This window comes from Streptomyces sp. NPDC002884 (assembly GCF_040295245.1).
Classification (GTDB): domain Bacteria; phylum Actinomycetota; class Actinomycetes; order Streptomycetales; family Streptomycetaceae; genus Streptomyces.
The window spans coordinates 1-24,898 of sequence record NZ_JBEOVB010000011.1 but is presented as its reverse complement, the minus strand read 5'-3'; the positions used below and the strand labels follow the sequence as shown (position 1 = coordinate 24,898).

The 24,898-nt window shown below is 71.5% G+C and carries 24 protein-coding genes; 16 read left to right on the top strand and 8 right to left on the bottom strand.

The genetic code is table 11. The annotated features are described in order from the left end of the window. Nucleotides 1-53 precede the first annotated feature (53 nt). Together ABT070_RS22610 and ABT070_RS22605 are read right to left on the bottom strand one after the other, a co-directional pair. A complete protein-coding gene (locus ABT070_RS22610) occupies nt 54-1,418 on the bottom strand; it encodes an aspartate aminotransferase family protein (RefSeq protein WP_351763426.1) in 1,365 nt (454 codons plus the stop codon). A gap of 19 nt (nt 1,419-1,437) precedes the next feature. Next, on the bottom strand, nt 1,438-1,956 hold the full coding sequence (locus tag ABT070_RS22605; RefSeq protein ID WP_020128673.1) for an Lrp/AsnC family transcriptional regulator: 519 nt from the start codon (nt 1,954-1,956) through the stop codon (nt 1,438-1,440). A gap of 164 nt (nt 1,957-2,120) precedes the next feature. On the opposite strand from ABT070_RS22605, the gene ABT070_RS22600 reads away from it, so the two are divergent. The 6 genes from ABT070_RS22600 to ABT070_RS22575 all read left to right on the top strand — a co-directional run bounded on the left by ABT070_RS22600 (nt 2,121) and on the right by ABT070_RS22575 (nt 7,232). Further along, a complete protein-coding gene (locus ABT070_RS22600) occupies nt 2,121-3,569 on the top strand; it encodes a gamma-aminobutyraldehyde dehydrogenase (RefSeq protein ID WP_351763424.1) in 1,449 nt (482 codons plus the stop codon). Nucleotides 3,570-3,954: 385 nt separating this feature from the next. Then, entirely contained in the window at nt 3,955-5,148 is a 1,194-nt protein-coding gene (locus tag ABT070_RS22595; RefSeq protein WP_351763422.1) for a polyamine ABC transporter substrate-binding protein, read from the top strand. 99 nt (nt 5,149-5,247) lie between these two features. Further along, on the top strand, nt 5,248-5,622 hold the full coding sequence (locus tag ABT070_RS22590; protein ID WP_451101382.1) for a GVDTG sorting domain-containing protein: 375 nt from the start codon (nt 5,248-5,250) through the stop codon (nt 5,620-5,622). Then, nucleotides 5,619-6,230, top strand: coding sequence for a class F sortase (locus ABT070_RS22585; RefSeq protein WP_351763420.1), 612 nt, complete (start codon nt 5,619-5,621; stop codon nt 6,228-6,230). Before ABT070_RS22590 ends, ABT070_RS22585 begins: the two co-directional genes overlap by 4 nt. Then, the gene (locus ABT070_RS22580; protein ID WP_351763418.1) at nt 6,227-6,727 is read left to right on the top strand and encodes an RNA polymerase sigma factor; all 501 of its coding nucleotides are present in this window, start codon (nt 6,227-6,229) and stop codon (nt 6,725-6,727) included. The genes ABT070_RS22585 and ABT070_RS22580 overlap by 4 nt, the downstream gene beginning before the upstream one ends. Further along, a complete protein-coding gene (locus tag ABT070_RS22575; protein ID WP_351763416.1) occupies nt 6,711-7,232 on the top strand; it encodes a hypothetical protein in 522 nt (173 codons plus the stop codon). The genes ABT070_RS22580 and ABT070_RS22575 overlap by 17 nt, the downstream gene beginning before the upstream one ends. A 13-nt stretch (nt 7,233-7,245) precedes the next feature. Here ABT070_RS22575 and ABT070_RS22570 read toward each other — a convergent pair whose 3' ends face one another. Beyond that, nucleotides 7,246-8,394: a serine hydrolase domain-containing protein gene (locus ABT070_RS22570; RefSeq protein WP_351763414.1), complete on the bottom strand. Its 1,149-nt coding sequence runs from the start codon at nt 8,392-8,394 to the stop codon at nt 7,246-7,248. A gap of 260 nt (nt 8,395-8,654) precedes the next feature. Here ABT070_RS22570 and ABT070_RS22565 point away from each other — a divergent pair, with 260 nt between their 5' ends. Further along, nucleotides 8,655-10,355, top strand: a complete 1,701-nt coding sequence (locus ABT070_RS22565; protein ID WP_351763413.1) for an RNA polymerase sigma factor — start codon at nt 8,655-8,657, stop codon at nt 10,353-10,355. Here ABT070_RS22565 and ABT070_RS22560 read toward each other — a convergent pair. After that, complete coding sequence (locus ABT070_RS22560) at nt 10,337-10,696, bottom strand: winged helix-turn-helix transcriptional regulator (protein WP_351763411.1); 360 nt, start codon at nt 10,694-10,696, stop codon at nt 10,337-10,339. The two genes, ABT070_RS22565 and ABT070_RS22560, sit on opposite strands and share 19 nt — an antisense overlap. 136 nt (nt 10,697-10,832) lie before the next feature. Between ABT070_RS22560 and ABT070_RS22555 the strand changes: the two genes are divergently transcribed. Beyond that, nucleotides 10,833-11,426 carry an NADPH-dependent F420 reductase gene (locus tag ABT070_RS22555; protein WP_351763409.1) on the top strand — a complete coding sequence of 198 codons (594 nt, stop codon included), beginning with the start codon at nt 10,833-10,835 and terminating at the stop codon, nt 11,424-11,426. A gap of 14 nt (nt 11,427-11,440) precedes the next feature. Here ABT070_RS22555 and ABT070_RS22550 read toward each other — a convergent pair whose 3' ends face one another. Continuing rightward, a complete protein-coding gene (locus ABT070_RS22550) occupies nt 11,441-12,127 on the bottom strand; it encodes a glycerophosphodiester phosphodiesterase (RefSeq protein WP_351763407.1) in 687 nt (228 codons plus the stop codon). Between the two features lie 27 nt (nt 12,128-12,154). Beyond that, nucleotides 12,155-13,276, bottom strand: coding sequence for an adenosine deaminase (locus ABT070_RS22545; protein ID WP_451101385.1), 1,122 nt, complete (start codon nt 13,274-13,276; stop codon nt 12,155-12,157). 371 nt (nt 13,277-13,647) lie between these two features. On the opposite strand from ABT070_RS22545, the gene ABT070_RS22540 reads away from it, so the two are divergent. After that, the gene (locus ABT070_RS22540; RefSeq protein ID WP_351763405.1) at nt 13,648-14,577 is read left to right on the top strand and encodes a DUF4190 domain-containing protein; all 930 of its coding nucleotides are present in this window, start codon (nt 13,648-13,650) and stop codon (nt 14,575-14,577) included. 360 nt (nt 14,578-14,937) lie between these two features. Here ABT070_RS22540 and ybiA read toward each other — a convergent pair whose 3' ends face one another. Beyond that, on the bottom strand, nt 14,938-15,498 hold the full coding sequence (ybiA, locus tag ABT070_RS22535) for a riboflavin biosynthesis intermediates N-glycosidase (RefSeq protein WP_351763403.1): 561 nt from the start codon (nt 15,496-15,498) through the stop codon (nt 14,938-14,940). Nucleotides 15,499-15,720: 222 nt separating this feature from the next. Between ybiA and ABT070_RS22530 the strand changes: the two genes are divergently transcribed. The 7 genes from ABT070_RS22530 to ABT070_RS22500 all read left to right on the top strand — a co-directional run bounded on the left by ABT070_RS22530 (nt 15,721) and on the right by ABT070_RS22500 (nt 23,456). Continuing rightward, nucleotides 15,721-17,235, top strand: a complete 1,515-nt coding sequence (locus tag ABT070_RS22530) for a gamma-aminobutyraldehyde dehydrogenase (RefSeq protein WP_351763401.1) — start codon at nt 15,721-15,723, stop codon at nt 17,233-17,235. A gap of 57 nt (nt 17,236-17,292) precedes the next feature. Further along, a complete protein-coding gene (locus tag ABT070_RS22525) occupies nt 17,293-18,540 on the top strand; it encodes a polyamine ABC transporter substrate-binding protein (protein WP_351763399.1) in 1,248 nt (415 codons plus the stop codon). 5 nt (nt 18,541-18,545) lie between these two features. Then, nucleotides 18,546-19,700, top strand: coding sequence for an ABC transporter ATP-binding protein (locus ABT070_RS22520; RefSeq protein ID WP_351763758.1), 1,155 nt, complete (start codon nt 18,546-18,548; stop codon nt 19,698-19,700). Further along, on the top strand, nt 19,700-20,629 hold the full coding sequence (locus tag ABT070_RS22515; RefSeq protein WP_351763397.1) for an ABC transporter permease: 930 nt from the start codon (nt 19,700-19,702) through the stop codon (nt 20,627-20,629). Before ABT070_RS22520 ends, ABT070_RS22515 begins: the two co-directional genes overlap by 1 nt. After that, nucleotides 20,630-21,430, top strand: a complete 801-nt coding sequence (locus ABT070_RS22510) for an ABC transporter permease (RefSeq protein ID WP_351763395.1) — start codon at nt 20,630-20,632, stop codon at nt 21,428-21,430. Nucleotides 21,431-21,460: 30 nt separating this feature from the next. Continuing rightward, entirely contained in the window at nt 21,461-22,879 is a 1,419-nt protein-coding gene (locus tag ABT070_RS22505; RefSeq protein WP_351763393.1) for an NAD(P)/FAD-dependent oxidoreductase, read from the top strand. A 124-nt stretch (nt 22,880-23,003) separates the two neighbouring features. Next, a complete protein-coding gene (locus ABT070_RS22500) occupies nt 23,004-23,456 on the top strand; it encodes a bifunctional DNA primase/polymerase (RefSeq protein ID WP_351763391.1) in 453 nt (150 codons plus the stop codon). Between the two features lie 409 nt (nt 23,457-23,865). Here ABT070_RS22500 and ABT070_RS22495 read toward each other — a convergent pair. Further along, nucleotides 23,866-24,898, bottom strand: a 1,033-nt coding sequence (locus ABT070_RS22495; RefSeq protein WP_351763389.1) for a PucR family transcriptional regulator, incomplete at its 5' end; no start/stop codon positions are given.

Here is a 24,898-nt window from a genome sequence, read left to right as displayed (position 1 = left end):
CACTCGAACGGTCGACACCGGGGCCGGTGTTGATCAGCTGATCAGGCTGACGATCACAGCTTCGTCCACGCCTCCGTCAGCGTGGCGCGCAGGATCTGCTCGATCTCGTCGAAGGTCTCCTGGTTGGAGATCAGTGGCGGGGCGAGCTGGACGACCGGGTCGCCGCGGTCGTCGGCACGGCAGTACAGGCCGTTGTCGTACAGCGCCTTGGAGAGGAAGCCGTACAGGACGCGCTCGGTCTCCTCGTCGTCGAAGGACTCCTTGGTGTGCTTGTCCTTCACGAGCTCGATGCCGTAGAAGAAGCCGTTGCCGCGGACGTCGCCGACGATCGGCAGGTCGTGCAGCTTCTCCAGGGTCGAGCGGAACGCGCCCTCGTTGTCGAGCACGTGCTGGTTGAGGTTCTCGCGCTCGAACAGGTCGAGGTTGGCGAGGCCGACCGCCGCGGAGACCGGGTGGCCGCCGAAGGTGTAGCCGTGCAGGAAGGTGTTGTCGCCCTTGTAGAACGGCTCGGCCAGCTTGTCGCTGATGATGCAGGCGCCGATCGGGGAGTAGCCCGAGGTCATGCCCTTGGCGCAGGTGATCATGTCCGGGACGTAGTCGAACTTGTCGCAGGCGAACATGGTGCCCAGGCGGCCGAAGGCGCAGATGACCTCGTCCGAGACCAGCAGGACGTCGTACTTGTCGCAGATCTCGCGGACCCGCTGGAAGTAGCCGGGCGGGGGCGGGAAGCAGCCGCCGGCGTTCTGGACGGGCTCCAGGAAGACCGCGGCGACAGTGTCGGCGCCCTCGAAGAGGATCTCCTGCTCGATCTGGTCGGCGGCCCAGCGGCCGAAGGCCTCGGGGTCGTCGCCGAAGAGCGGGGCGCGGTAGATGTTGGTGTTCGGGACCTTGTGCGCGCCCGGGACGAGCGGCTCGAAGGGGGCCTTCAGGGCCGGCAGGCCGGTGATCGACAGGGCGCCCTGCGGGGTGCCGTGGTAGGCGACCGCGCGGGAGATGACCTTGTACTTGGTCGGCTTGCCGGTGAGCTTGAAGTACTGCTTGGCGAGCTTCCAGGCGGTCTCGACGGCCTCGCCGCCGCCGGTGGTGAAGAAGACCTTGTTCAGGTCGCCGGGCGCGTGGTCCGCGAGGCGCTCGGCGAGCTCCACGGCCTTCGGGTGGGCGTAGGACCACACCGGGAAGAACGCCAGCTCCTGCGCCTGCTTGAACGCCGCTTCGGCGAGCTCCACGCGGCCGTGGCCGGCCTGGACCACGAACAGGCCCGCGAGACCGTCGAGGTAGCGCTTGCCCTTGTCGTCGTAGATGTAGGTGCCCTCGCCCCGGACGATGGTCGGGACGGGGGAGTTCTCGTACGAGGACATGCGGGTGAAGTGCATCCACAGGTGGTCGTACGCGGTGCGGCTGAGGTCCTTGGTGCTCACGGTTATCGGGTCCTCACGATTATCGGGTTCCCCACATGTAGGTCTGCTTCTTCAGCTTCAGGTAGACGAAGCTCTCGGTCGAGCGCACGCCCGGCAGGGCACGGATGCGTTTGTTGATGACGTCCAGCAGGTGGTCGTCGTCCTCGCAGACGATCTCGGCGAGGATGTCGTAGGAGCCCGCGGTCATCACCACGTACTCGACCTCCGCCATGTCGGTCAGCGCTTCCGCTATGGACTCGACATCACCCTCCACGTTGATCCCGACCATCGCCTGCCGGCGGAAGCCCACGGTGAGCGGGTCCGTCACGGCGACGATCTGCATCACGCCCTGGTCGAGCAGCTTCTGGACGCGCTGACGCACGGCCGCCTCGGAGAGGCCGACGGCCTTGCCGATCGCGGCGTACGGCCGGCGGCCGTCCTCCTGGAGCTGCTGGATGATGGCGAGGCTGACGGCATCCAGGTGAGGGGTGCTGCCGTTCCTGGACTCGCGGGAGTCCCTGTGCTCTGCGCTTCGACTGGCCACGGCCTCACTGTGCACGACGTCTCGACAGTTCCGCAAGGTCGGGGCGATGAAATTCGTTGTTTACGTAAGGAAGATCTGCGGATTCCGCAGCCTCGACGGGATCAGGGGTGTTGAAAACGTCAGAGCAAGGATTAGTGTGGGTGTCTCAGTCAATGGACACCGAAACTGGAGGGCCGGCAGTGAGCACCGAGCTGGGACGGCTGCGCAAGCTACGCAACTACATCGCCGGCGAGTTCCGGGACGCCGCCGACGGACGGACCACCGAAGTGGTCAACCCCGCGACGGGCGAGGCGTACGCGACCGCCCCGCTGTCCGGCCCCGCGGACGTCGACGCCGCGATGGCGGCCGCCGCCGAGGCGTTCCCGGGCTGGCGCGACACGACGCCCGCCGAGCGCCAGAAGGCCCTGCTGAAGATCGCGGACGCGTTCGAGGAGCGGGCCGAGGAGCTCATCGCGGCCGAGGTGGAGAACACGGGGAAGCCGATCGGGCTGACCCGCTCCGAGGAGATCCCTCCCATGGTCGACCAGATCCGCTTCTTCGCGGGCGCGGCCCGGATGCTGGAGGGGCGCAGCGCCGGCGAGTACATGGACGGGATGACCTCGATCGTCCGCCGCGAGCCGGTCGGCGTCTGCGCGCAGGTCGCGCCGTGGAACTACCCGATGATGATGGCCGTGTGGAAGTTCGCCCCGGCGATCGCGGCCGGCAACACGGTGGTGCTCAAGCCGTCCGACACCACGCCGGCCTCCACCGTCCTGATCGCCGAGATCATCGGTTCGATCCTGCCCAAGGGCGTCTTCAACGTCGTCACCGGCGACCGTGACACCGGCCGGCTGATGGTCGAGCACCCGACCCCGGCGATGGCCTCCATCACCGGCTCCGTGCGTGCCGGCATGTCGGTCGCCGAGTCGGCGTCGAAGGACCTCAAGCGCGTCCACCTGGAGCTGGGCGGCAAGGCGCCGGTCGTCGTGTTCGAGGACACCGACATCGCCAAGGCCGTCGAGGACATCTCCGTGGCGGGCTTCTTCAACGCCGGCCAGGACTGTACGGCGGCCACCCGCGTCCTCGTCCAGGAGGGCATCCACGACGAGTTCGTGGCCGCGCTCGCGAAGGCGGCGGCGGAGACCAAGACCGGGCAGCCGGACGACGAGGACGTGCTCTTCGGCCCGCTGAACAACCCCAACCAGCTCCAGCAGGTCACCGGTTTCATCGAGCGGCTGCCCGCCCACGCCAAGGTCGAGGCCGGTGGACAGCGGGTCGGCGACAAGGGCTACTTCTACGCGGCGACCGTCGTCTCCGGGCTGAAGCAGGACGACGAGATCATCCAGAATGAGGTCTTCGGGCCGGTCATCACCGTCCAGTCCTTCACGGACGAGGACCAGGCGGTCGAGTGGGCCAACGGCGTCGACTACGCCCTCGCTTCCTCGGTGTGGACCAAGGACCACGGCCGCGCGATGCGGATGTCCAAGAAGCTCGACTTCGGCTGCGTGTGGATCAACACGCACATCCCGCTGGTCGCCGAGATGCCCCACGGCGGCTTCAAGAAGTCCGGCTACGGCAAGGACCTGTCGGGCTACGGCTTCGACGACTACACGCGCATCAAGCACGTCATGACGTCCCTGGACGCGTAGCGCTCCGCGGGCCGGCGCGTTGTTCCGGTGCGGGTGCCTGCGTGCTGCGTGGGTGCGGGTACCTGTGCCGGTGGCGGCGCCTGTGGGCGGGTGCGGGTGTGTTGTGGCCGGTCGCGCAGTTCCCCGCGCCCCTGGGGGAGTTGGGCTGAACGTATGGTGCGCGCGCCCCTTGTTTTCCTCGCCCCTGGGGGAGTTGGGCTGTGCGTGTGGTGTGTGCGCTTCTTGTTCTCCGTGTCTCTCGGGGAGTTCGGCCTCCGGTTCCTGGACCGGGGGCCGTTTCGTCTGTTGTCCGGTGGAGCGGTGGTGGACAAGGTGTCGGTTCGTGCGCGGTGTGCTCGACGCAGTGTTGATTGTCCGCGGGCCGGCACCACGGCATGCTGACGGCGTGCCCCAGACTCCCTCGTTCTCGCGCGCCGTGTCCCGCCGTTCCCTGTTGCACGCGCTCGGGGGCGCCGCCGCTCTCGGCGGGCTCGCCGGCTGCGGAGTGCCCGCCGCGTATGTGCGGCCGAGTGACCGCGCCGGAGCCGACCTCTCCGCCGGCGACAAGCGGCTGACCTGGTCGAACTGGCCGCTGTACATCGACACGGACGACGACGACCCCGACCGGCGGCCCACGCTCGACGCCTTCCGTAAGAGCACGGGCATCTCCGTCGACTACGTCGAGGAGATCAACGACAACGACGAGTTCTTCGGCAAGATCAGCCCCGCGCTGATGAACCATCAGCAGACCGGCCGCGACCTGATCGTCATCAGCGACTGGATGTGCGCCCGGTTCGTACGGCTCGGCTGGGTGCAGGAGATGGACCGGGCCGCACAGCCCCACGTCACCGAGTACCTCGACCCGCTGCTGCGTTCGCCCGCCTTCGACCCCGGACGCGCGTGCACCGTGCCGTGGCAGTCCGGCATCACCGGCATCGCCTACAACCGGCGGAAGCTGGGCCGCGAGATACGCAGCGTCTCGGAGCTGTGGGCCGACGACCTCAAGGGGCGGGTGACGCTCCTGTCCGGCCTGGACGAGGCGTTCGCGCTGCTGATGCAGGGCAACGGCGTGGACGTCACGAAGTGGACCGCCGACGACTTCCACCAGGTCTGCGACGAGGTGGAGAAGCAGGTCGGCCGCGGCCAGATACGCCGGTTCACCGGCAACGACTACACCAAGGACCTGGTCAGCGGCGATGTCCTGGCCTGTCAGGCGTACTCCGGCGATGTCATCCAGCTCCAGGCCGACAACCCCGACATCCGCTTCGTCGTGCCCGAGGAGGGCGCCGAACTGTGGGCGGAGTCCCTGATGATCCCCAACCTCGCCCGGCACAAGGCGAACGCCGAGAAGCTGATCGACTACTACTACCGGCCCGAGGTCGCCGCCGAGCTCGCGGCCTGGGTGAACTACGTGTGCCCGGTCCCCGCCGCACAGGCGGTCCTCGCCGACTCCGACGACGAGGAGACGGCGGCCCTCGCGGAGAACCCGCTCATCTTCCCGAACGCCGAAATGCGCGAACGCCTCGCCATCGCGCGCGACATCACCTCCACGGAGCGCCTGGAGTTCGCCAAGCGGTGGAACGCCATCGCGGGGCTGTGACGGCGGCCTCTCCGGCTTTGCCATCTCTTTACAACCTGTGTCCCGGCTGTCTCGTCTCTTCGCTCGATCCGTCAACGGACCGATGAAGGAGAGCGATTCATGCGACTCATGCCGCGAACGGGCCTCGCCGCCCTGGTAGTTGCGGGCACCGCCCTGTTGGTGGGCGCGGCGCCCGCACTGGCCGACAGCGGGACGCCGACGCCCGGCCCCACCACCGCGGACCGGAGCGCCACACCGGCCCCCGCCGAGGCGGGCGGCGACGCGACCCCGGTCCCGGCCCCGACCGAGCCCGCCACGGGACCGTCCGCCGTTCCGAGCCAGGTCGGTGTCGTGCCGCGGGGCGGGGCCGACACCGGTGTCGGGGAGACCTCCGAAGGGCACGGCGGGCTGATCGGCGGCAGCGCGGCCACGGTGCTGGCGGCGGCCGGCACGGGCTTCTACGTCGTACGGCGCCGGAGGGCGACCGGCGCATGAGCCCGCTCTCCAGGCGCGCCCTGATCCTCTCGGCCCTGGCGGCGCCACTGGTCGCGGGCTGCGCCGGCGACCCGGCTGCCCCGGGCGCCGCCGCACGTACGTCGGGCACCTCCCCGGCCCCCTCCGTCCGGGCGGCGCATCCCCTCGCTCGCTCGGTGCCGGTCGGGCTGCGGATCGCGGCCATCGGGGTCGACACCCCGGTCATGCGGCTGGGGCTGGCCGCCGACGGCAGCGTGGCGGTGCCTCCGGTCGAGGAGCACGACCGCGCGGGATGGTACGAGAACTCGCCGACACCGGGACAGACCGGGCCGTCGGTGATCCTCGCCCATGTCACGGTCGGCACGTACGGGGACGGCGTCTTCCGGCACCTCGACCGGCTGAAGCGGGGCGACCGGATCGGGGCGCGTCTGGAGAACGGCACGACGGCCGAGTTCGCCGTCACCGAGGTGACGACCGTCGACAAGGCCGAGTTCCCGACCGAGAGGGTCTACGGGAACGTGGACCGGCCCGAACTGCGTCTCATCACCTGCGGCGGGCCGCGTACCGGCGACGGATACCGCGACAACGTGATCGTCTTCGCCGCCCTGACTCCCGCGGGAGAACGTTGAAACGGCCCTCTCGGTCCCGTGAGAGGGCGGCGTCCGAGCTGTTCGCCGCCCTCTACCCGCGCCTCGCCGGCTGGTGCCGCCGTCTCGTCGACGACGACGAGACGGCGCACGAGATCGCCTCGGAGGCGTTCACCCGGCTCTGGGCCCGCTGGACGGCCGTGGCGGAGCCCCAGGGTTTCCTCTTCGTCACCGCCGCCAACCTGGTCCGTGACCACTGGCGCAAGCTCGAACGCGAGCGCCGGGCCCTGCGCCGGGTCACCGTCGAGGCCGCCGTCGCCCCGCCCGCCGAGCCCGCCGACCCCTCGGTGCGGCTGCTCGTGCAGTCCCTGCCCGACCGGCTGCGCGTCCCGATCCTGCTGCACTACTACGCTGACATGCCGATCCGGGAGGTGGCCGTGCTGACCGGGCGCAAGGAAGGAACCGTCAAGGCCGACCTGCACGCGGCCCGCGAACTGCTCCGCGCCCACCTGAGGAGAAGCCTTGATCACACCCACTGACGACTTCGACGACGGCCCGGACCTCGACCCCGACGACCCCCTCACCGTCATCCTGGGGCCCGTCCCCGGCCACCTCGGCCCGCCGCCCGGCCGCTACGAGGAGATCCGCCGCGGCGCGGTCCGCCGCCGGCTGCTGCGCACCGCGGCCGGGGTCGGCGCGGCCTGCGGGATCGCCGTGTTCGCCGTCCTGCTGCCGCTGCGCCTGACGGCGTCCGACGCGCCCGCGCGCCCGGTGGTCCCGCTCGCCCCGCCGTCGGTGAGCGGCCCGTCGGCCGTGCCGTCGCCGTCGTCCTCGCCCGTACCGGCCACCGACCGCCCTACCGAGGGGGCCCCGACCCCGGCCGCGGATCCGCGGCCGTCGACTGCCCCCGTCGACACCGCTGTCCCGACCCCCGGTCACGACCGTAGCCGGTCGCCCGAGCCGACCACGGCGGGCGAGGCGAGCAGGTCCTCGACGGCGCGGCCCACCCCGACCGTCGCGCAGGAGTCGGGCTCGTCGGAGTGAGGCCGGCGCGCCGTCACTTGAGCGCGGCCATCGCGATCCGCTGGGCCACCGGGTTCATGTCCTCGCTCTTGGCGTCCGTGGAGTTGACGGAGTAGACGAGGGTGCGGCCGAGGTCGCGGGTGCCGGCGATCAGCGCGCTGTAGCCGTACCGGGCGCCCGACTTGAGCCAGTAGACCCTTCCCTCGTACTCGAAGCGCTGCAGGCCCGCGCTGTAGGTGGCGCCGTCGATGTGCGCCGGGACCGTGAACATCTCCCGCAGCTGCGGCTGCGGCACGATCCGGCCCTTGAAGAGGGAGGTGAGCAGGCGTTCCAGGTCGGCGGTCGTGGAGATCATGTCGCCGGCCGCGAACCGGTCCGCCTGGTTCCACTCGGTGACGTCCACGAACTCCGTCGTCCCGTCGGCCTTCTCCACCGCCTGGTAGCCGCGGTTGTGCGGGCCGAGGACGCGCGGGTCGGTGCCGGGGAAGTACGTGTCCCGCATGCCGGCGGGCGCCAGCACCAGGCGGGTGGCCTCGGACGCGTACGACCGGCCGGTCACCTTCTCGATCAGCAGGCCCAGGACCGTGTAGTTGATGTTCAGGTAGTGCTGCTTCGTCCCCGGGCGGAACTCCGGCTGCTTGGCCGCCGCCGAGGCCACGACCTGCTGCGGGGTCAGGGTGTCGAAGCGGTGCGCGTACACCTCCGCGAAGGTCTCGCCCAGGCCGTCGCCCGCCGGGATGCCGCTGGTGTGGTCGAGCAGCTGCCGTACGGTGATCGGCCGGTACTGCCTGCCGAGGAGCCCGGGCAGGTAGTGCTGGACCGGCGTGTTCAGGTCGATCCTCCGCTCGGCCGCCAGTCGCAGCACGGCCGCCGCCGTCACCACCTTCGTCGTCGAACCGGCCCGGAAGCGGGCGTCGGCGTCGGCCGGGGCCCCGCTCGCCAGGTCGTGCACGCCCGCGCTGCCGCGCCAGGCGCCGTCCGTGCCGCCGACCCGGACCAGGGCGGCGGTCGCGTCGGCGTCGGGGAGCCCGGTGATCGCCGCGGCGAGGGCCTCGGTGTCGAGGCTGTTCGCGTGCCGCGTGACGGCGGGCCCGGCGAAGGCGGGGGCGGCCAGCGGTCCGGCCGCTGTGAGAGCGAGGACGAGCGAGGCGGCGAGGACGGTGGTGCGGCGGCGGGCGCGCATACGGGCTCCAGGGTCAGGGCGTCGGACTGGTCGGAGGGACTGGTGCCGATCCTCCGGTGGCGGGCGCCCGCTGCGTATCGTCGCCGAGGAGGGGGCCGCCCCTGGAGGAACCCTGAGCAACTGCCTTACAAAATAGTGGAGTTGCCGGGGGTGTCCCCTACGGGGGCCGGAAAAGTGTTATCCGGCGGCCGCCGGGGCCGTCTCCCCGGTGTGATCTCCGACCTTGCCGACAGTGGGGTCCCGGCTGAGAGGGTGCGGGCATGAGGACGTACGCCGAGGCCGGCCGGCACTGGAGTGCCACCATCGCCGACGCGCAGGCCGGCGACCGGCGGGCGCTGGACGAGCTGGTGGCGGGCTGGCTGCCGCTGGTCTACAACATCGTCGGCCGCGCCCTGAACGGCCACGCCGACGTCGACGACGTCGTGCAGGAGACGATGCTGCGCGCCGTCGACAACCTCGGCTCGCTGCGGGACCCCGACAGCTTCCGCTCCTGGCTGGTCGCGATCGCCATGCGGCAGATCCGGGACCGCGCACGCCGCCGGACCCCGCAGCGCCTCGACGAGAGCGTGCCGTCCGGCGAGGCCGCCGACTTCGCCGAACTCACCGTTCTCCGGCTCCAGTTGGAGGGGCAGCGGCGCGAGGTCGCGGAGGCGGCACGCTGGCTCGACGACGAGGACCGGCAACTGCTGTCCCTGTGGTGGCTGGAGGTCGCGGGCGAACTCACCCGCCGCGAACTGGCCGCGGCCGTCGGCATCAGCAGGCAGCACGCCGCCGTACGGGTCCAGCGGGTCAAGGAACGCCTGGAGGTCTCCCGGGGCATCGTGCGCGCCCTCGACGGCGCCTGTTCCGACCTGCGCGAACTGACCACCCGCTGGAACGGCCGGCCGGACTCCGTGTGGCGCAAGCGGCTGGCCCGGCACATCCGCGGCTGCGGCTACTGCGGCGACACCCGTGAGTCCTTCGTACCGGCGGAACGGCTGCTCGTCGGGATCGCGCTGGTCCCGGTGCCGGCCGGCTTCACGATCTCCCTGGCCCTGGGTGGCAAGACGGCCGCCGCGGCGACCGGCGCGGCCTCCGCCGGCTGGTCCGCGAAGGTGCTGACCGCGCTCACCAAGCCGGCCGTCGCGGTCACGGCCGGCGCGACACTCGCCGCGGGCGGCGCCTATGTCGTCGTACAGACCCCCGACGATCCGCCCGCCCGCGCCGCCGTGGTGCCCACGGCGGCGAGCACACCCGCCGGCGCGCCGTTCTCGCCCGGCCCCGCCCCGTCCCGCTCGGCCTCGCCGTCTCCGTCTCCGTCTCCGTCGGCGTCGGCGAGCGAGCGCGGGACGGCCCGGTACGGGAGCGCCGTCGACGCCGTCGACAGCGCGCCCGACCCGGACACACCGCCCGCCGCCCTGCCGCGGCGGCCCGCGGCGGGCGTCACCAGCAGCGGCGGCGCGCACGCCACCATGAACCACCGCGGGGACGGCGTGACGCTCAGCGGGCAGGGCTATGTCCTCGTGCGCTGGCAGATATCGCCCCAGTACCGGTCCGGCGGCCTGGTCATGCCGAGCTGGACGGGGCTGAAGGGCAAGCTCTTCCACGTGGCCTCCGGCGGCGGCCGCCGCATGGACGACCCCGTCGGCGCCACGGACGCCACCGCCACCGGCATGGGCAGCACGACCACCGGCTACGTCGTCCTGCCGTCCGGCACCCAGCAGATGTGGCAGAACGAGTACTTCTACCTCGCAGGCAGCGTCACCCTCACCGTGAACGAGCGGGGCGCCGACTACGGCCTCAACGTCTTCCCGACGACCTGGGACGCCGTGGAGAAGGACGTCACGAGCGGCCCCGGGCAGGGCGCGGGGCGCTACGGCCTGGTCCGTGACACCGGCGAGGACGACACACCGGTCCCGCAGTACGTCACCCGCGAGACCCCGGCCGACCCGGCGACGGTCCCTCAGGCGTCACGCGTGTAGCGGTCCTGGGCCTGGATCACCTCGTCCCCGTGGTCATGGGCCCAGGTGCCGAAGGCCTCGATCGCCGGGAGCAACGTCCGTCCCAGGCCGGTGAGTCCGTACTCCACCCGCGGCGGCGAACCGGCGTACGCCTGCCGCGTGACGAGCCCGTTGTACTCCAGCCTGCGCAGCGTCTCCGTCAGTACCTTCTGGCTTATCCCGCCGATGCGCGCCCGCAGTTCACCGGGGCGTCCCGGCCCGTCCTTGAGGGCCCAGATCACCACCGGGTTCCAGGTGTGGGAGACGAGGTCGAAGGCGAGCCGGGTCCGGCAGTCGGCGAGGAACGCGAGGTCGGTGGTCACGTACCGAATGGTGCCTGAGCGGCTTCCTACTGTCAGGGGAGATCCATGGAACGCGGACCGCGGACCGCGGACGGCGGGGCGGAGAGCCGTGGAAGCAGACCCGTGGGAGCAGACCCGTGGGACAGGAGGAGGAATCATGCGCGTGGGAATTCTCGGTACGGGCGGAATGGCGGACGCGCTGGGCACCCAGTGGCGGCGGTCCGGGCACGAGGTGGTCACCGGCGGCCGTTCGGGAGGGCTGCGGGAGGCCGCGGCGGCCGGGACGGACGCGGTACTGCTGGCGGTGCCGTACGAGGCCGTGGTCGAGGTGGTCGGCGGGCTGGAGGAAGCCCTGCGCGGACGGGTGTTGATCGACTGCACCAATCCGGTGGGCCCGGACTTCGGCCTGCTCACGGCGGACGGCCCGTCGGCGGCCGAACGCGTCGCCGCCGCCGCGCCCACCGCGCACGTCGTGAAGGCCTTCAACCTGTGCCATGTCGACGTCTGGCGCCTGAAGCCGCCCGTGTTCGACGGCCGCCGCCTGGCGGTCCCGCTGTGCGGGGACGACGAAGCCGCCCTGTCCGTCGTACGCCGGCTCGTCCGCGACCTGGGCTGCGAGCCGCTGAACGCGGGGGGACTCGACAGGGCCGGCCTGCTGGAGGCGACGGCGGCGCTGCTGATCCGGCTGTGGCTGGGGGAGGGCGCGGACGCCCAGGCGATCTGCCCGCCGTTGGCGTACGCGGCGGGTTAGACCTGCGGGCGCGGTCAGCCCTGCCCGCGCAGAGCCGTCAGCACCTCGATCCGGTTGGTGGTGATGGAGTCGACGCCCAGGTCGATGAGCCGGCGCATGGAACGGCGGGTGTCGGGGGTCCAGACCGAGAGCAGGTGGCCGTCGTGGTGGACACGGGCGGCCAGGTCCCGGTCCACCAGGGAGAAGCGGTAGTTGAGCCAGCGCGGCTTGACCGCGTCGAGCAGCGCCGACCGCGGCGGCGCCAGGCTGGTGCAGGTCAGGGCGATCTCGGCGGACGGATCGGCGGCGCGCACGGCCAGCATCGCGACGGCGTCGGCGCAGTAGAGGACCCGGTCCGCCGCCCCGGCCTCGCGGACGGTGTCCACGATCCGCTGTGCCGTGCGCACCTCCCGCGTCCCCGGCAGGTCGAGCATCAGCCGGCTGCCCGGGGTCGCCGCGAGCGCCTCCGCGAGGGTCGGCACCCCGCCGGCCGTCAGCCCGCGCACCTCGGCGGCGGAGAGCGACCGCAGCGGCCGGTCCTGCTCCCACAGCCGCTTCAGCGTCTCGTCGTGCAGCAGGACGGGCACGCCGTCGCGGGTGAGCCGTACGTCGAGCTCGACGGCGTCCGCGCCCTGGTCGAGCGCGGAACGCAGCGAGTCGAGGGTGTTCTCACGGAAGCGGTAGGGGTCGCCGCGATGGGCCACGGCAGTCACGTTGCGCATGGGCCCATTGTGGCGGTCTGCCGCTCCTCAGGGGGCGAGCCAGTTCGTCGTGTAGGCGTCGATCTCGGCCCTCAGGCGCGCCTTGCCCGCCGCGTCCAGGAAGGACGCGTCGACCGCGTTCCCGGCGAGGGCGGCGAGACCCCGCTCGTCGAGGTCGAGGAGGCGGGCGGCGACCGCGTACTCGGTGTCGAGGTCGGTGCCGAACATCGGCGGGTCGTCGGAGTTGATCGTGACCAGGACGCCGGCCCGCACGAACTCCCTGATCGGGTGCTCGTCCAGGGTGCGGACCGCGCGCGTGGCGATGTTCGAGGTCGGGCACACCTCCAGGGCGATGCGGTGCTCGGCGAGGTGCGCGAGCAGCTTCTCGTCCTGCGCGGAGCTGGTGCCGTGGCCGATGCGCTCGGCGCGCAGGTGGGTCAGCGCGTCCCACACGGTCTGCGGTCCCGTGGTCTCGCCGGCGTGCGGCACCGACCGCAGCCCGGCGGCGATGGCCCGGTCGAAGTAGGGCTTGAACTGCGGGCGCGGTACGCCGATCTCGGGCCCGCCGAGCCCGAAGGAGACCAGCCCCTCGGGGCGGATCCGGTCGTCGGTGGCGAGCCGCGTCGTCTCCTCGGCGGCCTCGAGGCCGGCCTCGCCGGGGATGTCGAAGCACCAGCGCAGCACGGTCCCGAACTCGGCCTCGGCCGCCTTGCGGGCGTCCTCGATGGCGTCCATGAAGGCGAGTTCGTCGATACCGCGCCGGGTCGAGGAGAACGGGGTGATGGTCAGCTCGGCGTACCGCACCTGCTGGCGGGCCAGGTCCCGGGCGACCTCGTACGTCAGCAGCCGGACGTCCTCCGGGGTGCGGATGAGGTCCACGACGGACAGGTACACGTCGATGAAGTGGGCGAAGTCGGTGAACGTGAAGTAGTCGGCCAGCGCCTCGGGGTCGGTGGGCACCTTGGAGTCGGGGTGCCGGGCGGCCAGCTCGGAGACGATGCGGGGGGAGGCGGAGCCGACGTGGTGGACGTGCAGTTCGGCCTTGGGCAGCCCCGCGATGAAGGCGTGCACGTCACGGGCGCCGGCCGCGGCGGCCGAAGTGGGACCGGCGGGTGCGCCGGAGGCGGGGGAGCCGGGGGCTGCCGCGGATGCGTCGAAGCGGTCGGTCATGGGGTCCTCCCCGGGACGGCGCCCCGGGCCGAGCGGGCCGGACGGGACGCGGGTGATCGGCTGATCGATGAGTCGGGATCATCGTAGGCGGAGCGGGCGGGAGACGGTCGTCGGCCTCACTCCCGGCCCGCCCGCCACCCGCCGGGAGCCTGTCCGCCACCCGCCGGGAGCCCGCTCGCCACCCGCCCGCCGCACCGGCCGCCGCCCACCGCACCGGCCGCGGGCCGTAGCATGACGGAACGTACGCAGGACGGAACGGCGTACGGATGACGGAACGCAGAGGGAACACCAGAGGGAACGCGCAAGCGCGAGCGCGTGAGACGGAACGCCTGGCGGAACGCGGGGCAGAGGGCGACAGAGGGGATCCACGCATGTCCGACGACGCGCCGACTCCGGCCGGTGACGCCGCCCGAGACCCGTGGCCCGCGCCCGCTTCCGACGGGGCGGACGCTCCCCAGGACGCGGCTCCCAAGGTCCCGTTGGACAAGGGCAGGACGGACACGGGTACGACGGGTACGACGGGTACGACGGAAAACGGTGTCGGCTCCGCCGCTCCCTCGGCTGCGCCGAACCCCTGGGCCGCCCCGGACGACAGCGCGCAGGGCGGGCCCGGCTACACGTTCGCCGCGAACGAACCGCTGACCCCCGCCCCCGGCCCCGGCTCCGCCCCTGCGCCCGTCCCAGGCTCCGCCCCCGTCCCCTCGGACCAGGCGCCGCCGACGGTCCATGACCAGCGGACGGTCACCGCGCTGCCCAGCGTGCCCCCGCCGCCCACGGACGGCACCCCGCAGCCCTGGGCCGCACCCTTCGGGAATCCGCCCGCGAACGGCCCGCTCGGGTCCTTCCCGCCGCCCCACCCCGGCGCGGCGGCGGCAGGCGGCCCCCCGGTCAACCCCTTCGCTCCCCCCGGCCCGGGCGGGATGGTCCCGCCGCCGCCCCTCGCGCCCCACGGGCCCGGCCCGATCCCGTACGGATATCCGGGCGGCTACGGCTACCCGTCCCAGCCCTACTACGGGGGCGGGATTCCGGGGCCCTACGGCTGGCCCAACGGGGCGGGGGACAGCAACGGCATGGGCATCGCCGGGCTCGTGCTCGGGATCGTCTCGGCCGTCGGCTTCTGCATGTGGCCGCTGGCCGTCGTCCTCGGCATCCTGGGCGTCGCCTTCGGCGCGGTCGGGCGCGGGAAGGCCAGGCGGGGCGAGGCCTCGAATCCCGGTCAGGCGCTGGCCGGGATCATCTGCGGAAGCGTGGGCATCGTGCTCGCGATCGGACTGGGCGTGCTGCTGATCGTGCAGCCCTGAGCCCCCGGCAGGTGCGGGCACGGCCGCAGTCCTGACCCCGGCCGCATCCGCGACCGGGCCCAGCCGCCACTCGGGCCGCAGCCCAGGCACGGTGCGCCCCGCGCCCCGGGCGCGACTCGGCCGCAGCCTCGACGGCCTCCACTCGGTCCGACCCGCGCGCCGGCCGCTGCGGCGACTCCGGCCGAAGCTTTGGCTCAGGCCGCCCCGCGGCTCGGCCGCAGCCTCGACTCGGACTGCCCCCGGCTCCAACCGCTGCGCCCCTCGACTCCAGCCGCCGCGGCGACCCAGGCGTAGCCGTGATGCGGCCGCGCCGCGGTCCCGTCGGCCCCGTCGGCCCCGTGCCTCGGTGGCAGTCGTGAATCAGGCTGCCGCCCGTACTCTCTCCCTGGCTTCCATCAGTGCGAACCCCAGCAGGTTCGGGCCCCGCCAGCGCTGCGGATCCATCGCCGCCTCGTCGTCCGCGGCCAGGCCGATGCCCCACACGCGGTCCACGGGGCTCGCCTCCACCAGCACCCTGTCGCCCGTACTCAGCAGGAACGACCGCAGCCCGGGCTCCGAGGCGAACTTGTGGACGCTGCCCTCGACCACGATGCGGAACCGCTCCCGCTGCCAGGTCGCCTCGTCGAAGCCGCGCACCAGCCGCCCCTCCTTCTTCGCCTGGGCGGGAGACTTCGCGGCCAGCGCCCGCTTCTCCGCTTCCGCGTCCTCGAACAGGCGGGCCTTGCCGGCCATCATCCAGTGCTCGGCCGTCGGATAATGGACACCGTCGACCACGAAGGGTGACGGCCACCACTGGCTCAGACAGCTCGAGCCCAGCCGGCCGTCGGGCCGCGGCCGGTGTCCCCAGAAGTGCAGGTACTTGATCCTCGCCCCGGCCCGGACCTGGCTGACCAGGGCTTCCAGGCAGTCGATCTTCTCCATGCACGGGAGTCTGGCACGCGCCACTGACACTGCGTCCTGCCTTTTCCGCCGCGACTCGACACCTGGTCGACCCGCCGCCGACAGATTTCGTCGCGTAACCAAAAGGCAACAACGGAATCACTTGTTGGAGTGCCCTTGCTCTGTCAGGATCGGCAATCAAATCAAGCTGGAGCTACGCCAGCCGCCGCCGCGCACAGCGGGGCGAAGGCGGAGGAGAGCGACATGCAGGACCGGTTCCCCGCAGAGGAACGTTTCGCGGACGGCGCTCAGTACATCGGGGGCCGTCTCAGACACGGCACATCCGGCCGGACCCACTCCGTGGTCGACCCCGCCACCGGCGAGGACGTCTTCACCTACGAGCTGGCCGGCGCCGACGACGTCGACGCGGCCGTCGCCGCCGCCCGCGCCGCCTTCCCGGGCTGGGCCGGCAGCACACCGGGTGAGCGCTCCGACGCGCTGCACCGGTTCGCCGCCGTCCTCGCCGACCGCGCGGAGGAACTCGCCCGCGCCGAGTCCCTCCAGTGCGGCAAGCCGCTGAAGCTGACCCGCGAGTTCGACGTGCCGGGCACCATCGACAACACCGCGTTCTTCGCCGGCGCGGCCCGCCACCTCGCGGGCCAGTCCGCCGGTGAGTACTCCGGCGACCACACCTCCTACGTCCGCCGTGAACCCATCGGCGTCGTGGGCTCCATCGCGCCCTGGAACTACCCCCTCCAGATGGCCGCCTGGAAGATCCTCCCGGCGATCGCGGCGGGCAACACCATCGTGCTCAAGCCCGCCGAGCTCACCCCGCTGACCTCGCTCCTCTTCGCCGAGGCGGCGACGGAGGCCGGGATCCCCGACGGTGTGATCAACATCGTCAACGGGACCGGACGGGAGGCCGGTGAGCGCCTCGTCGGGCATCCCGACGTCGCCATGACCTCCTTCACCGGCTCCACCGCCGTGGGCAAGCGCGTCGCCGAGGTCGCCACCGCGACCGTCAAGCGGCTCCACCTGGAGCTGGGGGGCAAGGCGCCCTTCGTCGTCTTCGACGACGCCGACCTGGAGGCCGCGGCCAACGGCGCGGTCGCGGGGGCGCTCATCAACACCGGGCAGGACTGCACGGCCGCCACGCGCGCGTACGTGCAGCGTCCTCTCTACGAGGCGTTCGTGGAGCGGACGGCCGCCCTGATGGAGACCGTCCGGCTCGGTGATCCCTTCGCCCCCGGAACCGACCTCGGCCCGCTGGTCTCGCACGTCCAGCGCGACCGGGTCGCCGCTTTCGTCGACCGGGCGCGTGCCTACGCGCGCGTGGTGACCGGCGGTGAGGTTCCGCAGGGGGATCTCAAGAACGGCGCGTACTATCGCCCCACCCTGATCGCGGACGCCGCACAGGACAGCGAGGTCGTCCAGTCCGAGATCTTCGGCCCGGTCCTGGTGGTGCTGCCCTTCGACAGTGACGACGAGGGCATCGCACTCGCCAACGACACCCCGTACGGGCTGGCCGCCTCCGCGTGGAGCCGGGACGTCTTCCGGGCGAACCGGGCGACGCGCGAGATCAAGGCCGGGTGCGTGTGGGTCAACGACCACATCCCGATCATCAGCGAGATGCCCCACGGCGGCTACAAGGCCTCCGGCTACGGCAAGGACATGTCAGCGTACTCGTTCGAGGAGTACACACAGGTAAAGCACGTTATGTTCGATAACACGGCGGTGGCCCGCAAGCCCTGGCACCGCACCATCTTCGGGGACTGTTAGAGCGACGACGACCGGCCGCCCGACCACGGCCGACCCTCCCGAAAGGGCACCACGCGCATGGAGCAGTACGAGCCCGACCGCCTGAGCCCGGCCCAAGTGGCCGCCATGCGGCGCAGCCTCCGCAACGGCAGGGCTGCCATGACCCGCCGGTCGCTGCTGCGCGCCTCCACGGGAGGCGCCCTGGCGCTGGGCGGCCTCGGCGCGCTCAGCGCCTGCGGGATCCCCGCGGCCGGCAAGACCGAGGGCGGCACGTCCGCCGACGACCACTCGGCGAAGGAGAAGACCGTCAGCTTCTCCAACTGGACCGAGTACATGGACGTCGACGACAGCGGAAAGCACCACCCGACGCTCGACGCCTTCACGAAACGCACCGGCATCAAGGTCAAGTACACCGAGGACATCAACGACAACAACGAGTTCTTCGGCAAGATCAAGCCGCAGCTCGCCGCGGGCCAGGACACCGGCCGCGACATCATCGTCCTCACCGACTGGCTGGCCGCCCGTCTCATCCGCCTCGGGTGGGTCCAGAAACTGGACCCGTCCAACCTGCCGCACGCCTACGCCAATCTGTCGGGCCAGTTCCGCACCCCCGACTGGGACCCGGGCCGGGCGTACTCGTACCCCTGGCAGGGCATCTCCACGGTGATCGCGTACAACAAGAAGGCGCTCGACGGCGTCGAGGTGAAGTCGGTCTCCGACCTGCTCGACAACCCCAAGCTCAAGGGCCGCGTCGGCTTCCTCACCGAGATGCGCGACAGCATGGGCATGATGCTGCTGGACATGGGCAAGGACCCGGCGAAGTTCACCGACGACGACTACGACGCCGCCATCGCCCGCCTCCAGAAGGGCGTCGACAGCGGTCAGATCCGCCGCTTCACCGGCAACGACTACACCTCCGACATCACCAGCGGCGACTTCGCGGCCTGTATCGCCTGGGCCGGTGACGTCGTACAGCTGAAGGCGGACAGTCCCGACGTCGACTTCGTCATCCCGGACAGCGGCTATCTGACGTCCAGCGACAACATGCTGATCCCCAACAAGGCGCGTCACAAGACGAACGCCGAACGGCTCATGGACTACTACTACGAGCCGGAGCCGGCCGCCGAACTCGCCGCGTACATCAACTACGTCTGTCCCGTGGACGGCGTGAAGGACGCGCTGGCGAAGATCGACGAGGATGCGGCGAACAACCCGCTGATCATCCCTGACAAGGCCATGCAGGCGAAGTCCCACTCCTTCCGCTCGCTGAGCTCGAAGGAAGAGACCGCCTACGAGGCGAAGTTCGCGAAGCTCACCGGGGCGTGACGACGATGATCAAGACCACCGACAGCGGCAGCGGCGATGTCCGCCTGACCGGCATCAGCAAGACCTACGGCTCCTTCGCCGCCGTCCACCCGCTCGACCTGACCGTCCCGCAGGGCTCCTTCTTCGCCCTGCTCGGCGCCTCCGGCTGCGGCAAGACCACCACCCTGCGCATGATCGCCGGTCTGGAGGAACCGTCCTCCGGGACCGTCCACCTCGGCGACCAGGACGTGACGGCACTCCCGCCGTACAAGCGGCCGGTGAACACCGTCTTCCAGTCCTACGCCCTCTTCCCGCACCTCGACATCTTCGAGAACGTCGCCTTCGGTCTGCGCCGGCGCGGCATCAAGAGCGTGAAGAAGCAGGTCGAGGACATGCTGGAGCTCGTGCAGCTCGGCGAGCAGGCCCGCAAGAAGCCGCACCAGCTCTCCGGCGGCCAGCAGCAGCGGGTCGCCGTGGCCCGCGCTCTGATCAACACCCCCAAGGTGCTGCTGCTCGACGAGCCCCTCGGCGCCCTCGACCTCAAGCTGCGCCGCCAGATGCAGCTGGAGCTCAAGCGCATCCAGACCGAGGTCGGCATCACCTTCGTGCACGTCACGCACGACCAGGAGGAGGCCATGACGATGGCCGACACGGTCGCCGTGATGAACGCGGGCCGGGTCGAGCAGCTCGGCTCGCCGGCCGACCTCTACGAGAACCCGAACACCACCTTCGTCGCCAACTTCCTCGGCACGTCGAACCTCATCGAGGCCGAGGTCGACACCAAGAGCGGCGACGACATCGTGCTGAAGGCGGGCGGCGGCAAGCTCGTCCTGCCCGAGTCGCGCTGCTCCGCGCCCACGACGACCGGCGGCAAGGTGCTGGTCGGCGTCCGCCCGGAGAAGATCTCCCTCACCCACGCCGACGACGCCGGTGAGATACCCGAGGGCCGCAACCGCATCACCGGCCGGATCGCCAACTCGTCGTTCATCGGAGTCTCCACCCAGTACGTCATCGACAGCTCGGTCTGCCCCGAGTTCGAGGTCTACGCCCAGAACATCGACCGGGACGCCCGGCTCGCCCCCGGCGCCGAGGTCGTCCTGCACTGGAGCCCGGCCCACACCTTCGGTCTGGACGCGGCCCAGGACATCGACGCGGGCATCCAGGAAGAGGCGGCCCTCTGATGGCGACGCTCACCGAGGCGCCCCCGCCTCTCTCCCCGGCGGCGCCGGCGCAGAAGCCGCCCCGCAAACGCGGGCGCTGGACGCCGTACTGGCTGCTGCTGCCCGGTCTGCTCTGGCTGTTCGTGTTCTTCGCGCTGCCGATGATCTACCAGGCCTCCACGTCCGTGCAGACGGGCTCCCTGGAGGAGGGCTACAAGGTCACCTGGCACCTCGCGACCTACTGGGACGCGCTGAGCGAGTACTGGCCGCAGTTCCTGCGCTCGGTCCTCTACGCGGCCGCCGCGACGGTCCTGTGCCTGGTGCTCGGCTATCCGCTGGCCTATCTGATCGCCTTCCGGGCGGGCCGCTGGCGGAACCTGATCATGATCCTGGTGATCGCGCCGTTCTTCACCAGCTTCCTGATCCGCACCCTCGCCTGGAAGACGATCCTCGCGGACGGCGGCCCGGTCGTCGGAGCCCTCAACACGCTGCACGTCCTCGACGTCACCAGCTGGCTCGGCTGGACCGCGGGCGACCGCGTCCTGGCCACCCCGCTCGCGGTGGTCTGCGGTCTGACGTACAACTTCCTGCCCTTCATGGTCCTGCCGCTCTACACCTCGCTCGAGCGCATCGACGGGCGGCTGCACGAAGCGGCCGGGGACCTCTACGCCAGGCCGGTCACCACCTTCCGCAAGGTCACCTTCCCGCTGTCGATGCCGGGCGTGGTCTCCGGGACGCTGCTGACCTTCATCCCGGCGGCCGGCGACTACGTCAACGCGGAACTCCTCGGCTCGACGGACACCCGCATGATCGGAAACGTGATCCAGACGCAGTTCCTGCGGGTGCTGGACTATCCGACGGCGGCGGCCCTCTCCTTCATCCTGATGGCCGCGATTCTGCTCATGGTCACTCTCTACATCCGCAGGTCCGGGACGGAGGATCTGGTCTAAATGCCTCTCGTCAATTGGCTCAAGCGCCATTTCGTGGTCATCGCCGGGCTTCTCACGCTCGCCTATCTCCTGCTGCCGAACGTCGTCGTCACGGTGTTCTCCTTCAATAAACCGAAGGGGCGTTTCAACTACCAGTGGCAGCAGTTCTCCACCGATGCCTGGCAGGATCCGTGCGGGGTCGCCGGGCTGTGCGGGTCGCTGTCGCTCAGCCTCCAGATCGCCGTCTGGGCGACCATCGGCGCGACCGCGCTCGGCACGATGATCGCCTTCGCGCTCGTCCGCTACCGGTTCCGCGCACGGGGCGCCGTCAACTCGCTGATCTTCCTGCCCATGGCGATGCCCGAGGTCGTCATGGCCGCCTCGCTGCTCACCCTGTTCCTCAACCTGGGTGCCCAGCTGGGGTTCTGGACGATCCTCATCGCGCACATCATGTTCTGCCTCAGCTTCGTCGTGACGGCGGTCAAGGCGCGCGTCATGTCGATGGACCCGCGCCTGGAGCAGGCCGCCCAGGACCTCTACGCCGGGCCGGCGCAGACGTTCCTGCGCGTGACGCTGCCCATCGCCGCCCCCGGAATCGCCGCGGGCGCGCTGCTCGCCTTCGCGCTCTCCTTCGACGATTTCATCATCACCAATTTCAACGCGGGCTCGACCGTCACCTTCCCCATGTTCGTCTGGGGTTCGGCGCAGCGCGGAACGCCCGTTCAGATCAATGTCATCGGTACGGCCATGTTCCTGATCGCCGTACTGTTCGTCCTGACCTCGATGGTCATCGGAAATCGCCGCAACAAGCAAAAGGCGTAATCAGAAAAGCCCCTGTAGGGAGTTGAAATCATGGCCCCAAGCGCCATGAACCGGTGGATCACTTCTCTTTCCGACGCACAGCCGGTCCCGTACTGGCTGGAAGATCCCGGCAAGCCGCACCCCGAACCCGCGCTCACCGGCCCCGAGACCTGCGATCTGCTGGTCGTCGGCGGCGGCTACAGCGGACTGTGGACCGCGCTCGTCGCCAAGGAGCGCGAGCCGCAGCGGGACGTGGTGCTGCTGGAGGGCCGCGAGGTGGGCTGGGCCGCCTCGGGCCGCAACGGAGGCTTCTGCGCGGCCTCCCTCACCCACGGGCTGGCCAACGGGCTCGCCCGCTGGCCGGACGAGATCCACCGGCTGGAGGAGCTGGGGACGCGCAACCTCGACGAGATCGAGGCGGCGATCGCCCGGCACGGCATCGACTGCGACTTCGAGCGCACCGGCGAGATCGACGTCGCCACCGAGACGTACCAGGCGCGGGAACTGCGCGACTGGTACGAGGAGCTCGAAGGCAAGGGTCTCGCCGGCGGGATCGAGTTCCTCGACGCGGACGCGGTGCGCGAGCAGGTCGCCTCGCCCACCTTTCAGGCGGGTCTGCACGACCGCCGGGGCGTGGCCATGCTCCACCCCGCCAAGCTCGTCTGGGGTCTCAAGCAGGCCTGCCTGCGGCTGGGCGTCCGCGTCTACGAGCACACCCCCGCCCTGACGCTGAAGCCCTACGGCGCCGGCATGGCCGTGGGCACCCCCTACGGGCAGGTGCGGGCCCGGCAGGTCGCGCTCGGCACCAACATCTTCCCCAACCTGGTCAAGCGCGTGCGGGCGTACACCGTCCCCGTCTACGACTACGCGCTGATGACCGAACCGCTGAGCGCCGAGCAGCTCGATTCGATCGGGTGGAAGAACCGGCAGGGCCTCGGGGACTCGGCCAACCAGTTCCACTACTTCCGGCTGTCCGCCGACAACCGGATCCTGTGGGGCGGGTACGACGCGGTCTACCCCTACGGGGGCCGGGTGCGCGCCGAGTACGACGACCGGCCGGAGACGTACGCCAAACTCGCCGGGCACTTCTTCGGCTGCTTCCCGCAGCTGGAGGGCGTGCGCTTCACCCACGCGTGGGGCGGGGCGATCGACACGTGCTCGCGCTTCTCGGCGTTCTTCGGCACGGCCCACCAGGGGAAGGTGGCCTATGCGGCCGGGTACACGGGCCTGGGCGTCGGAGCCACCCGCTTCGGGGCCGAGGTGATGCTCGACCTGCTGTCGGGGGAGAGCACCGAGCGGACGTCGTTGGAGATGGTCCGCAAGAAGCCGCTGCCCTTCCCGCCCGAGCCCTTCGCCTGGACCGGCATCGCCCTCACCAAGTGGTCGCTGGCCCGCGCCGACGCGCACGACGGGCGGCGCAACCTGTGGCTGAGGACGATGGACCGGCTGGGGCTGGGCTTCGACAGCTGACCGATTCCGGTGAGCTGTGACCCGGTTCACTCCAACGGGTGGCCCCGACCCGCGTAATGCCGGCCGGGAACCTCCCTCTCCCTCGTGACGCGACCGCGTCCACGAGGGAAAGGGAGGTCTTCTCATGGCTGGGGCGAAGACGGCTGTCGAATGGCTGGCATCCGTCGCACCGGATCCCGAGGCATGCCGCTGGGAGTGGGAACGCAACCCCCTGGGGGTGGCGCTGCTGCCCGCGGGCAGGGCCTGGGACGTACTCATCCTGCCGGGCGAGCTCGGCTATCCCACCCTCGACGTGCTCACCCGGATCCTGCACCGACCGGGTCCCGTGCTGGTCGACTTCGGAGACAACCGCATGGGCTTCTTCGTGGCGCCCGGCACGGCCGCCCGCTGGCTCGGCACCGGTATCCGCACGGCCGGGGCCGGCACCTGGATCGTCGTGCCGTATCCGGGCCGTTCGACCCGGGGCGTCCGCTGGCTGGTCCCGCCTGACGGCTCCGGCACCCTGACCGATCCGGCGCTGCTCGAACTGGCGATGCACGAGGCGGCGGCGGAGCTGGCCCGCGGAGAGGGCGGCTGACCGACCGGACGTCTCCGCCGCGGTACCCGGCCACCGACCCGGTCGGGGCCGACGCGCCTCCACGTCCCCCGTACCGGGAGGCTAGGTGGATCCCTTTCACGTCGGCCGCCCGCGCGGCCGACGCGGACGCGTCCGCCTCCGGCACAGCGACGACCGCCCGGCACCGCCGCCTGCCGCCTGCCGGTGCCTGCGGCCTGACGGTGCCTGCCGCCTGCGGTCTGCCGGTGCGTGCTCGCGCATGCTGCCGAAGACGCTGCCCCGCTCTGCCGCCTCCGCCCCGTCCGGGCCCGCGTTGCCCTGTCCGGGCCCGCGTTGCCCTGTCCGGGCCCGCGCTGCTCTGTTCGGGCCCGCGCTGTCCTGTCCGGGCCCGCGTTGCCCCGCGCGGCCTCGCGTCGTTCTGTCCGTCGAGCTACTCCGTCGATGTCGCCTTCAGCGCCAGCCACAGCTCCATCCGGACGTCCGGGTCGTCCAGTGAACGTCCGAGGATCTCCTCCACCCGCCGCATCCGGTAGCGCAGGGTGTGCCGGTGGACGCCCAGGTCGGCCGCCGCCGCGTCCCACTGGCCGTGACGGGAGAGCCAGGCCCGCAGCGAGGCCACCAGGTTGCCGCGGCCGGTCGCGTCGTGTTCGTGCAGGGCGCGCAGCAGACCGTCCGCGAACGCCTTCACGGCGTCGTCCGCGAGAAGGGGCAGCACGGAGCCCGCCGCGAGCTGCTCGTGCTCCACGAGGACCCGTCCCCGGCGCCGGGCCACCGACAGGGCCTGCTCGGCCTGCTTGTACGCCGCCGCCGCGGCGATCGGCCCGGCCGGCGCGGACAGGCCCACGACGAGTCCGTCCTCGCCGTGGGACTCGGGCCCGGCGCCCCCGGCCGCCCGGCTGCCCTCCAGCGCCGACGTGTACTGCGCGCACGCCGCCTCCGCCGCGCCCCCGTCCGCGACCAGGGCCACCAGCCGGTCGCCCTCGGGCACCACCAGCACGGCCTCCCCGGCCCGGGCGGCCGCCGACTCGACGGCCTCGGTGAGTCCGTCGAAGGGGTCACCGCCCGCGTCGCCCGCGGCCGAAGCGCCCGCCGCGTCGGCGACGATCATCCGGAACGGGGCGTCGAGCAGATCGCCGTACAGGTCCCCGGCGACGGCCCGCGCGTGGTCCGGTTCGCCCGCCAGCAGCATGCACAGCACCGCCGCACCGATCCGCTGCTGCGCCGCGTGCAGCGAGCGGGAGCGTTCGGTGGTCAGGGTGAGCAGCGCGATGGCCGAGTGGACGGCGTACCGCTCGGCGGTGCCGGGCGCCGAGGCGGTGCCGACCGCGAGCGCGGCGCGCGGGCGCCGGCCGGTGCCCAGGGAGTGCAGCTCGATCCGGTCGTGGCCATAGCGCTGACGGAGGCGGTGACCGCCCGCCAGGTGTCGGCGGTGGTGATGCAGGAGCTGCTGCCCGCGTTCGGGG

Coding starts and splice junctions, on each gene's coding strand:
- ABT070_RS22570 (WP_351763414.1), bottom strand. CDS start 8,394: ATGCGCGCCCGCCGCCGCACCACCGTCCTCGCCGCCTCGCTCGTCCTC.
- ABT070_RS22550 (WP_351763407.1), bottom strand. CDS start 12,127: ATGCGCAACGTGACTGCCGTGGCCCATCGCGGCGACCCCTACCGCTTC.
- ABT070_RS22590 (WP_451101382.1), top strand. CDS start 5,248: ATGCGACTCATGCCGCGAACGGGCCTCGCCGCCCTGGTAGTTGCGGGC.
- ABT070_RS22585 (WP_351763420.1), top strand. CDS start 5,619: ATGAGCCCGCTCTCCAGGCGCGCCCTGATCCTCTCGGCCCTGGCGGCG.
- ABT070_RS22515 (WP_351763397.1), top strand. CDS start 19,700: ATGGCGACGCTCACCGAGGCGCCCCCGCCTCTCTCCCCGGCGGCGCCG.
- ABT070_RS22520 (WP_351763758.1), top strand. CDS start 18,546: ATGATCAAGACCACCGACAGCGGCAGCGGCGATGTCCGCCTGACCGGC.
- ABT070_RS22505 (WP_351763393.1), top strand. CDS start 21,461: ATGGCCCCAAGCGCCATGAACCGGTGGATCACTTCTCTTTCCGACGCA.
- ABT070_RS22565 (WP_351763413.1), top strand. CDS start 8,655: ATGAGGACGTACGCCGAGGCCGGCCGGCACTGGAGTGCCACCATCGCC.
- ABT070_RS22545 (WP_451101385.1), bottom strand. CDS start 13,276: ATGACCGACCGCTTCGACGCATCCGCGGCAGCCCCCGGCTCCCCCGCC.
- ABT070_RS22555 (WP_351763409.1), top strand. CDS start 10,833: ATGCGCGTGGGAATTCTCGGTACGGGCGGAATGGCGGACGCGCTGGGC.
- ybiA (WP_351763403.1), bottom strand. CDS start 15,498: ATGGAGAAGATCGACTGCCTGGAAGCCCTGGTCAGCCAGGTCCGGGCC.
- ABT070_RS22510 (WP_351763395.1), top strand. CDS start 20,630: ATGCCTCTCGTCAATTGGCTCAAGCGCCATTTCGTGGTCATCGCCGGG.
- ABT070_RS22540 (WP_351763405.1), top strand. CDS start 13,648: ATGTCCGACGACGCGCCGACTCCGGCCGGTGACGCCGCCCGAGACCCG.
- ABT070_RS22500 (WP_351763391.1), top strand. CDS start 23,004: ATGGCTGGGGCGAAGACGGCTGTCGAATGGCTGGCATCCGTCGCACCG.
- ABT070_RS22525 (WP_351763399.1), top strand. CDS start 17,293: ATGGAGCAGTACGAGCCCGACCGCCTGAGCCCGGCCCAAGTGGCCGCC.
- ABT070_RS22530 (WP_351763401.1), top strand. CDS start 15,721: ATGCAGGACCGGTTCCCCGCAGAGGAACGTTTCGCGGACGGCGCTCAG.